This window comes from Olivibacter sitiensis DSM 17696, from assembly GCF_000427965.1.
GTDB lineage: Bacteria > Bacteroidota > Bacteroidia > Sphingobacteriales > Sphingobacteriaceae > Olivibacter > Olivibacter sitiensis.
Map to the genome: position 1 here is coordinate 23,470 of NZ_ATZA01000027.1, position 14,122 is coordinate 37,591.

General features: G+C 44.0%; 11 protein-coding genes. 3 read left to right on the top strand and 8 right to left on the bottom strand.

What is annotated here, in order from left to right; genetic code table 11:
- Window positions 1-87: 87 nt before the first annotated feature.
- The 3 genes from A37S_RS0114085 to A37S_RS0114095 form a co-directional block, all read right to left on the bottom strand.
- Complete coding sequence (locus A37S_RS0114085) at window positions 88-1,089, bottom strand: D-alanine--D-alanine ligase (RefSeq protein ID WP_028297547.1); 1,002 nt, start codon at window positions 1,087-1,089, stop codon at window positions 88-90.
- 695 nt (window positions 1,090-1,784) lie between these two features.
- Window positions 1,785-1,922: a hypothetical protein gene (locus A37S_RS27120; protein ID WP_157278675.1), complete on the bottom strand. Its 138-nt coding sequence runs from the start codon at window positions 1,920-1,922 to the stop codon at window positions 1,785-1,787.
- A gap of 142 nt (window positions 1,923-2,064) precedes the next feature.
- Window positions 2,065-5,427, bottom strand: coding sequence for a TonB-dependent receptor (locus tag A37S_RS0114095; protein WP_028297548.1), 3,363 nt, complete (start codon window positions 5,425-5,427; stop codon window positions 2,065-2,067).
- A gap of 641 nt (window positions 5,428-6,068) precedes the next feature.
- Here A37S_RS0114095 and A37S_RS0114105 point away from each other — a divergent pair.
- From A37S_RS0114105 to A37S_RS0114115, 3 genes are all read left to right on the top strand, one after another.
- Window positions 6,069-6,431 (top strand): MmcQ/YjbR family DNA-binding protein, encoded by a 363-nt coding sequence (locus A37S_RS0114105; protein WP_028297549.1) that lies wholly within the window; start codon window positions 6,069-6,071, stop codon window positions 6,429-6,431.
- Between the two features lie 91 nt (window positions 6,432-6,522).
- Complete coding sequence (locus A37S_RS0114110; protein WP_036602576.1) at window positions 6,523-6,852, top strand: Rieske (2Fe-2S) protein; 330 nt, start codon at window positions 6,523-6,525, stop codon at window positions 6,850-6,852.
- A 281-nt stretch (window positions 6,853-7,133) separates the two neighbouring features.
- Window positions 7,134-10,142: a glycosyltransferase family 117 protein gene (locus A37S_RS0114115; RefSeq protein WP_051293190.1), complete on the top strand. Its 3,009-nt coding sequence runs from the start codon at window positions 7,134-7,136 to the stop codon at window positions 10,140-10,142.
- 128 nt (window positions 10,143-10,270) lie between these two features.
- Here the strand turns inward: A37S_RS0114115 and A37S_RS0114120 are convergent, their stop codons facing one another.
- From A37S_RS0114120 to A37S_RS0114140, 5 genes are all read right to left on the bottom strand, one after another.
- On the bottom strand, window positions 10,271-10,807 hold the full coding sequence (locus A37S_RS0114120) for a CopD family protein (RefSeq protein ID WP_028297552.1): 537 nt from the start codon (window positions 10,805-10,807) through the stop codon (window positions 10,271-10,273).
- Window positions 10,808-10,907: 100 nt separating this feature from the next.
- Window positions 10,908-11,942 carry a uroporphyrinogen decarboxylase gene (hemE, locus tag A37S_RS0114125; protein ID WP_028297553.1) on the bottom strand — a complete coding sequence of 345 codons (1,035 nt, stop codon included), beginning with the start codon at window positions 11,940-11,942 and terminating at the stop codon, window positions 10,908-10,910.
- Between the two features lie 8 nt (window positions 11,943-11,950).
- Complete coding sequence (locus A37S_RS0114130; protein WP_028297554.1) at window positions 11,951-12,466, bottom strand: hypothetical protein; 516 nt, start codon at window positions 12,464-12,466, stop codon at window positions 11,951-11,953.
- Window positions 12,467-12,469: 3 nt separating this feature from the next.
- Window positions 12,470-13,180, bottom strand: coding sequence for a response regulator transcription factor (locus tag A37S_RS0114135; protein WP_028297555.1), 711 nt, complete (start codon window positions 13,178-13,180; stop codon window positions 12,470-12,472).
- Between the two features lie 11 nt (window positions 13,181-13,191).
- Entirely contained in the window at window positions 13,192-14,058 is an 867-nt protein-coding gene (locus tag A37S_RS0114140; protein WP_028297556.1) for a sensor histidine kinase, read from the bottom strand.
- Between the last annotated feature and the right edge of the window lie 64 nt (window positions 14,059-14,122).

The following is a 14,122-nucleotide window of genomic DNA, read 5'->3' on the forward strand; positions in this document are numbered from 1 at the left end:
CCTGTCTCGTCCAAAATCCATAGTCCTACGCTATCTCCTCCCGACTTAGAATAACTGCCTTTGCGTCCCTGCGGCTTTGCGAGCAAATTAAGAAACCAATGCGTCTTCTATCAAAAGGCCATAGAATTCCCTTTCCGTGAGTCCCGATGCCCGTACCTGCTGCGGTATGAAGCTTTGTGCGGTTTGTCCCGGAATGGTGTTGATCTCTATGAAATAGAATTTGTCCGTACCCTTCTCCAAGAAATAGTCTACACGTACCATACCCTTGCAGTTGAGGCGTATATAAATCGCCTTCACTAAGCGTTGCACCCTAGAAAGTTGCTCTTCATTCAGATCGGCTGGCGTTATCTCTTGCGTAAGGCCCGGTGTATATTTGGCTTCAAAGTCAAAAAACTCGCGCGTGGTCACCACTTCTGTGGGCGGCAACACCCGCAACTCGCTGCCAACACGATATACCCCTACCGAAAATTCCCTACCAGTGACGAATTCTTCCACCAATACCTGTTTGCCCGTATTCTCCGTATCAAAGGCCTTGTCGATAGCCTCCTGCAATTCACTATCGGCCTTTACCTTGGTCATCCCGATGCTGCTCCCCCCCCCATTGGGCTTCACAAAATAAGGCAATCGCAACTTGGCTCGTACCAGGTCTGCGGCAGTAGCACGCTGTGATTCAAACAAATGAACGGAATTGGAAAGATAAAGATCTGTTATACCGGTCAACAATGCCTTGGTATAGGCCTTGTTCATAGTCACCGCGGAGGTCAATGCATCGCATGAGGTATAGGGAAGCCCTATCATATCCAAATAGCCTTGTAGCTTACCATCTTCACCTGGGGAGCCATGTAGGATAATAAATGCCAAGTCGAACACCACCTTTTCCCCATTGATCGTAAGCGAGAAATCCGTGCGATCTATATCAATTTTTTGTTTATCTTCTAGCTCATAATACCATGAATATAAGGATATAACAATTTTGTACAGGTCGTATTTATCTTTATCAACCTGCTCATATACAAATGCGGCACTTTTGAGCGATACCACGGATTCTCCCGTAAAGCCTCCAGTTATCAATGCGATTTTAGGTTTCATGCTTTCTTTTTAGCTATCGGCTACCAGCTATCGGCTGTTAGCTATTTTTTTATCTTAATACTGATGTCTTGACACTTAAAACGACAAATATAATCGCATATTCGAGTGCGCCAAAGGGAAAAGAGACTATTTTTTATCAACCTTTCCTTAACATAGCGACAAAGGATGGCCGAAAAGCCTCTTAACAATAAAAATCGTTCAAGGTCAATCAACAAATCGCTATCCACTACAATCTGTCACTAAGCTGGATACTACCAGTGATATGGCAATAAATACGTCTTTTGCTGATAACATGAACCCTACCCCGAAAAACCAGCTGTCGTTTCTTTTCTTCATGTTCAAAAAAGTTGAATCCTCTTAAACAGTTCGGCCTTAAGGTACCGTCTGCTTGCATACCTATTTTCAGCTTAACATTCAAACGATAGTGGATGGACTGATAGTTGCGTTTACAGAAATCTATTACTTGTCGTGATAAGCAAATGAACTTGTACAGCGATCCAGCCCTATCCTGAATCTGTCGCATGACAATTTGCGTTTGGACTCGGGAGATACTGACAAAATAACTTTCCTAATTCGACGTATAATAACTTTACCAAAGTTCGCTTGCGCTTTGGCTGTATGTGCACAACTTGGTAAAGTTTTCAGAAGAAAACCGGAAAGTTATTTTGTCAAGATTGCTAATCTACCGATAATCCCTATTCAACAACCTGTACACCTTGAGCCAGAAAAGCCCTGCCCCAATTTTCGGGATCGTGCTTGACTCTAGCCTCGAAACGCTTAGCTATCAGCTCTGCTTCAGTTTCTATTGCCAATATACTATCACATGTAGTCACCTGATCATTTATTGAACGTAATGGTCATTCCCGAAAATTAGTGATTAACACCATATATCTTTCCATAAAAACGTAAAAAAGCTCCCATCCAGCAGGATGGGAGCTTAATCAAATAAATCGAGTTATATTATTTAAATTAACTTTAAAAAGTGTATCTCAAGCCCAACTGTACACTCCAAGTAGTACCAAACGTACTGGCATCTTGGAAAGGGGTAGTTGGCAGTATAGCTTCATTATCAACAATGATGGAATTCATCCTCAGAACAGGAACACCATCTGCACCTGTTGCTGAAGCCCTAGTTAGTAAGTTTTGCATATTATTAAAAACTTTCTGTATACCCCAGTCTCTATTAAGGAAGTTGCCAAAGTTCACAATATCGGCAGTAAACTGAACTTTATTTTTCTGACCACCTACATTAGTAAACAAATCTTGTGTCCATCTTACATCAAAGCGATTGAGCCATGGGATCAAAAAAGCATTTCTTGGCAAATAATCTCCACGATATTTGTCTAATCCATTAGCTGCTACAAATTCATCAAAAGCCGCGCGCTGGTCTTCCACAGAAAAGCTATATGTTGTAGTCACATTGTTCACGGTTACATCCCGCGTATATGCTTGAAATGGGATATCCGAAGTGTTACGTGGCAGATAGATCAAATCGGCATTGATACCATCATTATTTATATCCGCTGAATAAGTATAGGAATACCTTCCTTGATGTGATCCATTATAATAAACACCAATAGTTGTATTTTGGAACTTGTAGTTCAAATTTGCTACTATACGGTGTGGTACGGCATAATTTGAATGATACAAGAATTGATCATTGGGACTATTGATGTTTGCACTACCAGACCAAGCCGAGTTTGCACTCGATCCCGCATTTGCAGTTACTTCTTTGGCTTCTGAATAGGTGTAGAAAACAGATCCAAAGAGGTTATTCCAATTTGAAACCGAAGCGCCGAAGGTGGCACTAAAAGCATGTCCTTTCACATCAGTATTAGTTAAGACTGTTGCATTATTAGCGCCCATTGCTGAATTAAAGGCAGCATCGCTAGCGGAAACATAAAATTCACGATTGTCCCCAAGGTCATCTGCCTGCCCACTGGAACCGTAATTCATTGTTAAGCTAGAACCTCCTCTATTTGCCCCGTATTGGAATGCGGCATTGATATCACGTGTGTACAAAAAGTCAGCAGTTAAGGTCACTGGTGTCTGGGGTATTTTATAATCGGCACCCAAACTACTCCTCCATACCATTGGCATTTTAAAATTTTTGTCTACCAAAGCAAAAGAGCCAGGAGCTCCACCGGAAGGTGAGGTAATAAACACATTTTCACCACCAGCAGGAGGATTATTTACATAGTAATATGGGTCTTGTGGTTGGAAAGTAATATTACCAATCCAAGGAGCGACTTGTGCATAGCTACCTGGTTCTATTGTATTTTGCAATACTCCTGCATTGGTTGGCATATTGGTCAACCATACAAATGGTACACGTCCTGAAAAAAAGCCGCTACCACCACGCACTATAAGCGATCTATCTCCAATGGCATCATAATTAAATCCGAAACGTGGCGATATAAGTACCCTTGATCGTGGCCATGAGCCAGAGCTGTATGTAGTAGGGTTACCATTTATATCCAATAACTGAATAGCATCTATAGCTTGATTAGGCGTCAATTTATTCAAGTAAAGCGGCAATTCGGCTCTTACACCCAGTGTTAACGATAATCGATCCGTTACGCTCATATGATCTTGCAAATAAACAGAGGCTAAACCAAAATTGATTCGAGCATATGTTTCTTGTCCCTCGTAAGGATAAGTCAATCCATACATAATTGGCGCGACTTCATTTGCGGTACCCGTAGTCAGAAAGTCTTCCACAGATGCGTATCGGTAGTATGATGTCCCCATACGAGTATAGCTATTGCCAAATTTCTGTATCTCAAAAGCTGCACCTCCTGTGATGGCATGCTGCCCCAAGTTATATGTAAGATTATTGATAAAAGAATAGTTGTCATTAACTACATCATTGTTGTAAGAAAACAACTCAGTACCAAAGCTCATATAATTGTTGTTACCATCAGCACGACCTCCGTCCCATATGTCCACAAAGGGAAACAATTGACTGCTTGGTGTAGTACGCTTGTCCTGAATACGTGTATAAGTAGCCAAAAATTGGTTAGACAACCTGGAATTAAAGTTACTATTCAGCTCAGCACTTAAAGATCGTACTGTATTTTCAAATCCATAGTTACCATTTTGAAAAGTTATAGAGTTTTGACTCACACGATTGAAGGAACTACGCGGATAAGGACCAGAATTTCCATTTGCCAATTGATCGGAAACTCCAATCACTTGGTTGTATCGTACAGATAATTTATGTCTTTCATTGACATTATAATCCAGACGGGCCAAGAATTTGGTGCTATGCTGGGACGCTTCATCGGCATATCCCTCATACAGACCTGGATCGTATCCCCACTGATTGATCAAATGGCTGCGTACTGCTTCCAAATCGGCAACAGTGGTTCTTGCAATATTATTACTCGCGTCAGCAACACCATTTGTAGAAGCACGCCACAGATTTGCTCCCGATGCATTGGCGCCTGTTCCCTCTTCACGTTCCGCATTCACAAAAAAGAATAATTTATCTTTGATAATGGGTCCACCCAATCGAAAACCATAATTGCGTCTTGCCCCGTCCACGGGATCTAAAATAACATCTTTAATCTTTCGTCCGGTAAGGTAGTCGTTGGAAAAGAAACCATAAGCAGATCCATGGAATGTATTGGTACCACTACGCGTCACTGCATTAATACCTGCGCCTGTAAAACCACTTTGTGTAACGTCATAAGGCGCTATATTTATTTGAATTTCTTCAATTGCATCTAATGATATAGGTTGAGAGTTGCCCCCTGGAAGTGGACTGTCACTCAAGCCAAAACCATTATTAAAATTAGCACCGTCAATCTGTAGATTGTTATATCGTGCGTCACGACCAGCAAACGAATTGCCAGAGGCTTGCGGAGTAAGTCGCATGAACTCAGTAACGCTTCTGGTTATCTGAGGGAGGTTTTCCAATTGTCCAGTAGCAATATTAGTACTTGCTCCTGTTCTATTAACGTTTACTCCACCAGAAATTGCTGTCACCACTACTTCGCCCAACTGTGTTCCAGAGCTTAAAGTAGCGTTGAGCACATAAGGCTGACCCAATTGCAGGAAAATGTTTTCATACTTTTCAGGATTGGTGCCCACATAGGATACCTCCACGCGGTAAGGACCTCCTACGCGCATATTAGCGATGTTGAAACGGCCCGATTCGTTGGTGGACGTACCGTATACGGTACCTGTGGGAGTATGAATGGCCCGGACAGTGGCGCCAATGGACGGCTTACCGTCAGACTCCAAAACCGTACCTGTCATACTACTTGTCGTTACCTGGGCATGTAGGGCTACCGCCATCAGTAACATCAAAAGAGAGAGTAAAATCTTCTTCATTTGTGTGGTTTTAAATAAATATTTAATTGCTTTGATGGGACAAAGGTAGCTAGCGAAATCGAATTTACCGATAAGCCTATGTTAAGAAATCGTTAACTGATTTTCGTAAACAAATCTTGTAAATCCCAGTAAAATGACATATAGCGACTATATATATTAATATAACAACAAAAAATTAACCAAAAAATGAGGTAAATAACGATTGATTAATCTTCATGCGACAGATTTGCCTGCAAAAAACACAAGAATGTGGAAAATTTTTTGGTAATGTTGATATTTTTAGGTCTTTTGCATGAACAAAAAACATAAAAGTGGTTCATTTACCGACACATCCTTAAGCAAAATTCTTTCTTTTTTTCTATGATGTTTTATATGAGTAGACTATCTTGTGTACACAAATAGGCAGCTATATTGGCGGTTGTGCGAAAGCAAGGTCGTGCAAATAACGATCGTATCTTTTTTTTGCCAAGCGAATGGAAAGTACCGTTGCCCACACCCCCCGTCATAGAATCCTTTTTTAAGTGAATATAATGAGGGGCACAAATTTTTCTTTTTTTAAAAACCTTACCAATGTTGTGCGTAAGGCCAAAGCGCAGGTAAAGTTTTCTGATTTTTTTACTTTTTAATTTTTACTTTTCACCATGAACATCGAAACATTGCGCGAATACTGCCTAGGCAAAAAAGCCGTTGATGAAGGATTTCCTTTTGGCGAGGATACCTTAGTCTTCAAAGTGGCAGGAAAAGTCTTCTTGCTTGTCGGTCTGGACGAACACCCCCTGTATTTCAACGTGAAATGTGATCCCGAACGAGCAATCTCCTTAAGGGAATTGCATCCACACAGCGTGAAACCAGCCTATCACATGAACAAAAAACACTGGAATAGTGTCTATATCATAGGTGAACTTAATGACGACACCTTACGTGAACTCATAGATCACAGCTATGAACTGGTAGTCGCTGGTTTGCCCAAGAAGGAAAAAGAAAGATTAAAGCTGAAAGACTAAAGACTAAAGCTTACCGGCAAGCTGGGAAGCCTGTCTTGATACTTATGTCTTGATACTTGATACTCAAAACGCACAACTGACAACTAAAAACATGTGGCACAAAATCCCTTGGGAGTACATCCCTGAAAACGGAAATATCAAGAAAGCCAGGATAGCCGGTAAAATCATCTGCCTCATCAAGCAAGAGGACAAACTGTATGCCACCGCTGTCAAATGTCCGCACGCAGGTGCCGACCTGACACAGGGATGGTGCGATAGCAGGTACCTCATTTGCCCCTACCATCGCCACGCCTTTGACCTACAGACAGGCAGGGGATTGCCCCATCAAGGCAACTACATCAACATATATCCAATAGAAAGCAGGAAAAATGGTTATTATATAGCCATAAAACCCAGCCTCTGGAAACGACTCTTTCCCTAACAATTTTATTACTTAGCAAATTTATCACCCACCGTCGATTAACGTTGACGATGAGTTGATTATCTTTACGGCAATACTAACAAAGGGTGCTCGACAAAAATCCCGTTTGAACAAAAAAGCAGATTGCTTCTTCTCCGCCAAAAGCGGATCATCGCAATGACACTTTTTTGTTCGTAAATCGGCAGATCGCAATGGCGGCAAACCGTAAGAAGGAAATCTGTCGTACACCCACTCACAACTGACAACTGACAACTCATAACTGATAACTCATATACACCATTATGATGACATATACAAAAACAAATAACCTCATAGGATGGACTGTATTTCTCCTGGCCTTTATCGTCTATTGGCTTACCAAAGAGCCCACTGTCAGTTACTGGGACTGTGGCGAGTTTATTGCTGCTGCCTATAAATTGCAGGTCGTACATCAACCCGGTGCCCCCCTATTCCTCCTATTGCAGAACATATTTGGCAACTTGGCCCTAGACAACAGTGCACATATCGCCCTATGGATGAACGCGGGTTCGGCATTGGCCAGCGCGCTCACCATCCTGTTTCTTTTCTGGACCATCACGGCTCTGTCCAAGAGAATACTTGCTAATCAAACAGACCATACGGACGAGGCCACATCCCATATCAAGATTTTTTCCGCCGGTATCATTGGCGCTTTGGCATTTACTTTTTCGGATAGCTTTTGGTTCTCCGCCGTGGAATCGGAAGTATATGCCCTGAGTTCCCTGTTCACGGCGCTGATCTTCTGGCTGGCACTCAAGTGGGATGCCAAGGCTGACGAACCCCGCTCCTCCAAGTGGCTGCTGCTCATCGCCTATATGATGGGCTTGTCCATTGGTGTTCACCTGCTCAACTTGCTGACCATACCGGTGATAGGCTTATTGGTCTATTTCAGAATGACGGAAAAGACAACCAAAAAAGGCATTGCATCAACGCTCTTATGGAGTGTGGCCATTTTGGCTTTCATACTGTGGGGCGTCATACAGTACCTCTTGAAAGCTGCCGCCCAAGCAGAGCTGCTTTTTGTAAACGGTATGGGCTTACCTTTTGGCTCGGGCATAGTAGCTTTTGCGCTTGCCCTGCTCCTTGCCTTGGCCTTGGGCATAGGTTATACACAGCGGAAAGGCAATGCGCTCTCAAATGCCGGCCTACTGGGCTTCGTTTTCGTTATATTTGGATACGGTTCCTTTGCCATGGTGGCCATCAGGGGAGCCTCCAACCCCTCGCTCAACAACAACGCACCCGACAATATTTTCAACTTCATAGAATACGTGACGCGCGACCAGTACCCTTCAGCACCTTTGATCACGGGCCCCTTCTACGACTCTCGCCCCACCAACATAGCCGAGGGAGCGGCCATCTACCGGAAAGATGCCGACAAGTATACCTTGGTAAAGCATAAGTCCGATTACGTCTATGATAGAACTACGCTATTCCCCCGTATCCACGACCAGAAACGGGCAGATTTCTACCGCTCTTGGCTCCAGATAGGCGATGGCCAGAAGCCCACATTCGTGGACAACATTCGCTTTTTCATCAGCTATCAGGCCAATGTAATGTACTGGCGCTATTTCCTGTGGAATTTTGTAGGCAGGCAGAATGACGAAGAAGGCCACTTTGGCAATTATACCGATGGCAATTGGATAAGCGGCATCAAAGCATTGGACAATGCCCGCCTAGGTGGTCAATATAGCCTGTCACAGCAGATGGAGAACGACCCCACGCGCAACACCTATTTCTTCCTACCACTATTACTAGGCATCGTAGGACTAATATGGCACTACCGCAAGGACAAAAAAACACTTTCTGTCACCGCCCTATTCTTTTTCTTCACAGGGCTAGCTATTGTACTTTACCTCAACGATAGCCCCATACAACCGCGTGAGCGCGACTACGTCTACGTTGGTTCGTTCTATGTATTTGCCATCTGGATAGGCATGGGTACCATAGCCCTGCAAGAACTGCTATCCAAAAGAGTGGCACGGCGCTATGCCGTCCTTGCTACCTCCGGCCTGCTATTGGCAGTTCCCGCCATCATGGCCATACAGGGATGGGACGACCACGACCGCTCGGAAAAGTATACGGCCCGGGACCTCAATGCGCACAACTACCTCGCATCCTGCGAACCCAACGCCATCCTGTTTACCATGGGCGACAACGATACCTATCCACTGTGGTACGCACAAGAAGTGGAGAAATTCCGTACGGACGTCCGTATCGTCAATATCGGTTTGCTAGGAGCAGATTGGTATGCCAGACAGATGAAAAAGAAAATCAACAATGCCGAAGCGCTGCCCATCAGCATGAAGGAAGAGCAGTTTACCAAGGGCGTGCGGGATTACCTGGATCACTATGACTATGGCATAGCAGGGCACATAGAAATCGAAAAATTACTGGATGTGATGTTATCGAACAATCCCAACGACAAGCTGGAGACCCGATCCGGCCAATTGGTCAACTTCTTGCCTACCAAGAAGATGAAATATACCATCAATAAGGAGGAGGTGATCGAGAACAAGATAGTTCCCCAAAACTGGCAACACTTGTTGGCCGACACCATGGAGTGGGAATTTAACGGAGACTACATCACGCGTGCGCATATAGTCCTCTTGGATATTTTGGCACATAACCAGTGGAAAAGACCTATCTATTTCTCCAAGGTTGTGCCACCCGATGAATCCATGGGACTGGACAAATACCTGGTAAACGAAGGATTGGTATCCAAACTGATGCCCATCAAGGCATCAACGGAAACAGATACGCCTTCCAACACGGAAGCGATATATAGCAACCTGATGGAGAAATTTGAATATGGAAACCTGAAGGAGCAAAAGTACCTCGATCCACTGAGCCGAAACATGGTGGCTCAGCTATCCATTGAAATGGGACAGCTCTCGCAGGATCTACTGCAACAGCAGGATAGGGAAAGAGCAAAAAGCATAGCCAACAAGGCAGTGGAAGTGATGCCTCAAAACATATATTCGCTGAACCATGCCGTTGGCATGTATTTCACCACAGACACTCTGTATGAAGTGAACGAAACGTCTAAGGCGCAACAACTGCTGGAAAAGAATACCGAGTATGTATATAGCCAGCTCAACTATTGGATAGACATCGCAGCGACCAAACCCGACTACAATGCCTACGAAATAAGGCGAGGTATGGGGCTACTGAACGCTTTGCTGGAAACTGCCAGCAAGCATAAGGATAGCAAAATGAAAGCGCTTGTGGAACAACGGTATAAGGAACTGGAAAATAAGCTGGGAAGGGTCTAAGAAAATGAAAAATGGAAAAAACTGTTCGAGATGTTAGCTAGGCTCAATGCCGTCCTGAGCCTGAAGATGGATTGAAGTGTAAGACTACGAACAGTTAAATGGCAGATCTATTTTTTACTTTTAAATTTTTACTTTCCTTCCCGATACCTCTTGTAGATCTTCACGGCTACCATGATCATCATAGAAAAGAAAACGAGCCCGATTAGGCCATAAATCCAGTTGACGGCACTCTTCAGTACCACGGTAAAGACAATGGCAAAGAGCAAGATGGTGGCCACTTCGTTCCAGATACGTAACTGTATGGACGACCACTTGCTCTTTTCTTCCCTTAATCGGAATAGGATGCGTTGGCAGATGAAATGATAAACAAGCATACCCAACACGAATACCAGCTTCACCTGCATCCATGCGCTGCTCAATAGACCTGGTACCAGATGAAGCATAAGCAAACCCGCCCCTACCGTAAAATACATGGATGGCGTGGTGATGATCCACCAAAGCTTGCTCTCCATCATCACAAATTGCTTGTGAAGAATGGCATATTCCTCTGGTGATTTCTTTCGTGCCTCCGTATGGTAAATGAATAAGCGCACAATATAGAATATACCCGACATCCAACAGACGACAAAGATAATGTGGATAGCCTTGGCGTATAAATATATCATAGTTGTGTGTTGTGAGTTATATTAAGTATCAAGACAGACTTTCCGGCTTGCTAGACTGCTTTAGTCTTTCAGCCTTACACCTTCCTTCCTATACCTACTTCTAATACCTAAACTCTTTCACCACCTCAATAGCGTGCTTCACGTGATCAAATGGGATATCGGGCATGATACCGTGTCCCAGGTTGAAGATGAAGCCCTCCTCCCCTCTCATACGCTCAAACAAGCTTTCGATTTTATTCTTGATGACCGATTTTTCGGCATAGAGCACAAAAGGGTCGAGATTGCCCTGCACGGCCATACCTTGCGGCAGAGCAGTTTTGATGTTCTTCAAATCGGCATTCCAATCAACGGAGATGACATCTGGCTTGGCCTCGGCCATCATGGGTGCAAAAACGGAACTTCCCTTGCAAAAAGAAATGATGGGGATATCTTTTCTATTCAGTTTGGAAAATATCAGCTTGTTATAATGGTGGGAAAATTCGCGATAATCGTCCCAAGAGAGCGCCAAGGCCCAACTATCGAACAACTGCAGGGCATCCACGCCAGCGGCTATCTGCATATTGAGGTAGTCTACTGTTACATCGGCAATCTTTCCCAATATCAAATGGGCTAGTTCGGGTTCATTGTTCAACAACAATTTGGTGAGCTTGAAATCCCTGCTCGATTTGCCTTCTATCAAATAGCTTAACACCGTAAATGGAGCACCGGCAAAACCGATGAGCGGAATGCGTGCATCCAAACGTTCCTTTACCACCTTAATTGCATCAGCCACATACTGCAATTTGCCTATTACATCCGTACGCAAAGCCTCCGCATCGGCCCTTGAACGTACCGGATTAGCAAAAACAGGGCCTACGCCCTGCGTGAAGCTCAAGTCGCCTCCCATAGCCTCTGCCGTCACCAAAATATCCGAAAAGAGGATCGCGGCATCTATATCCAAAAGATCCACAGGAAGCATGGTCACATCGGCCGCAATCTCCGGTGTTTTGCACATTTCCAGAAAGGAATACTTGTTCTTTATCTCCCAATACTGCGGCATAAACCTGCCTGCCTGACGCATCATCCATACCGGCGGGCGTTCCGTTTTCTCTGCAAATGCGGCCCTCATGAAAAGGTCGTTTTGTAATGTCGCTATACTCACTTTTATTGTTTAGGTATTTCGTTTTCTATTCTGTTTATAATCTGGGCAACCCTACTGGTCACCTCTAGCTCCCGTGCCTTATCTACATAAGCACGCACGCGTTCATAGTTTTTCTTGTGCAGGTTAATGTTGGCCAGCTGAACCAATACCAAGGCTTTGTCATTGGACCTTCTGAATGGTAGCCGACTGGCTATCTGGAAATGCATCTCGGCCTTGTCATAGTCTAGCAATTGCAAAGCCAAACTACCACTGATGTATTCATAATAGTTGCGCCTTTTTTTTCGCAGGTATTCAGGCTTCTTGATATCGGACAGAAGTATCCTTGCCTTGTCAAACTCCTTCCGCTTGAATGCCTCCGAAGCCATAAAAACCGTTCCATCCCGGTAATAACTCCACACCGTATAGCCGATCATGCCGAGGATAATGACCGCCAATTGATAGGTGCCCTGATACAATGCTACGGCAAACAATAAAATTAAAACGGCAATGACCAGTATGCGAGCCCTGGATGTCAGCATGTACTAATGGTTTTGATTGTCCGTAAACTTATAACCAACCCCTCTGATGGAATGGAAATAAATGGGATTTTTTTGATCTGGTTCAAAATACTTTCTAAAGGTAAGGATAAAATTGTCAATCGTCCTGGTAGAAGGAAAAACGTCATAGTTCCACACCGTTTCCAATATCTGCTCGCGCGAGACGGCCTCATTCCTACGCTCTATTAAAAGTTTGAGCAACATGGTCTCCTTCTTGGTCAGTGGAATGATGGTACCATCGGCATGGTGCAACTCAAAGGAATTAAAATAAATCGTCTTGTCTCCTATCTTGTATGAATTAAGCTCCTTCAATTCCTCCCCTTTCATGCCTCGGCGCACCAAATTGGCCACACGCAGGATGAGCTCTTCCAGGTTGAAAGGCTTCACCATATAGTCATCGGCACCTTTTTTCAAGCCAGACACCCTATCTTCGTTGCTGTTTTTTGCCGTAAGGAACATGATGGGGACTTCCGTGTTTTCAAGACGTATGGTCTCCGCCACCTGAAAGCCATTGATCTCGGGGATCATCACATCCAAGATAACCAAATTGAATCGTTCCTCCTTGAAAATTTTGAGTGCCTTTTTGCCATCTGTGGCTGTACTCACCTTATATCCCTCCAATTCGAGGTTCAGCTTAATGGCCTCCAAGAGATGTTCTTCATCCTCTACCAGCAATATTCTTTGTTTCTGTTGCATAAATACTTGTGTTAATTAAAATAAACCTCAAATACGGTTCCATGGGGTACATTGTTCTTCACCTTGATCTGGGCTTTGTGCTTATCCAGTACGGATTTTACTATATATAAACCCAGCCCAGTGCCTTTGGTTTTTCTAGTGTCCTCGCTACCTACCCTGTAAAACTTATTAAAGATACGCTTCTTTTCCTCATCGGCAATACCAATCCCGGAGTCTGCCACCACAAGCACCCCTTTCCCTTGTTCATTTCGCCTGAGGTTCACTTGTACATTGGCACACTCAGGAGAATACTTAATGGCATTTTCCATCAGGTTGGTCACCACCGAAGTAATGGCAAAGCGATCGCCAAATACGCTGACATCCGGCTCCAGATCGAGCTGAATCATTTGCGAGGTACAGGCATGTATCTGCAGCCTATCGGAGACTTTTTCTACAATCTCGGATAGGTTAAGGTCTTCCATAACGGCCGAGCCGTTCAGGTTTTCCAAGCGGGTAGCCAAGAGGATATTGCCCACCATATCGTCCAGCCGTTCAATGTCCTTCAAGGAATTGTGCAGGAACTTGTTGCGCTGTTCCCTGTCCAAATCGCGTTTCAATATCGTTTGCAGATAGAGTTTGATGGATGCCAAGGGCGATTTGAGCTCGTGTGTGACGGAGAGCAGAAAATTGTGTTGTTGTGTGCGCGAATTATGTTCCCTGACGATCGCTCGTTTAAGAAGTATGGCGCCTACCACAAAAATAGACAGAAACAAGAAACCCTCCCCAACTATCATCCCCTTCCTATTCGGCTCCACTTCCATGAGCAATATACCCCACCACACAATCTGGGCAATGGCGTAAAACATCAGCGCATAAAACAGTACCAACGATCTTCTCATACAACCGCTAAATTAAAGCTAAAAATCCAAAATCGAGAAATCCCAACATTCGTCTTCGTATTTA

What these genes read in the sequence shown, in the direction of transcription:
- A37S_RS0114120 (WP_028297552.1), bottom strand. Translation starts at nt 10,807, where the DNA reads ATGATATATTTATACGCCAAGGCTATCCACATTATCTTTGTCGTCTGT.
- A37S_RS0114115 (WP_051293190.1), top strand. Translation starts at nt 7,134, where the DNA reads ATGATGACATATACAAAAACAAATAACCTCATAGGATGGACTGTATTT.
- A37S_RS0114105 (WP_028297549.1), top strand. Translation starts at nt 6,069, where the DNA reads ATGAACATCGAAACATTGCGCGAATACTGCCTAGGCAAAAAAGCCGTT.
- A37S_RS0114110 (WP_036602576.1), top strand. Translation starts at nt 6,523, where the DNA reads ATGTGGCACAAAATCCCTTGGGAGTACATCCCTGAAAACGGAAATATC.
- A37S_RS0114135 (WP_028297555.1), bottom strand. Translation starts at nt 13,180, where the DNA reads ATGCAACAGAAACAAAGAATATTGCTGGTAGAGGATGAAGAACATCTC.
- A37S_RS0114095 (WP_028297548.1), bottom strand. Translation starts at nt 5,427, where the DNA reads ATGAAGAAGATTTTACTCTCTCTTTTGATGTTACTGATGGCGGTAGCC.
- A37S_RS0114130 (WP_028297554.1), bottom strand. Translation starts at nt 12,466, where the DNA reads ATGCTGACATCCAGGGCTCGCATACTGGTCATTGCCGTTTTAATTTTA.
- A37S_RS0114085 (WP_028297547.1), bottom strand. Translation starts at nt 1,089, where the DNA reads ATGAAACCTAAAATCGCATTGATAACTGGAGGCTTTACGGGAGAATCC.
- A37S_RS0114140 (WP_028297556.1), bottom strand. Translation starts at nt 14,058, where the DNA reads ATGAGAAGATCGTTGGTACTGTTTTATGCGCTGATGTTTTACGCCATT.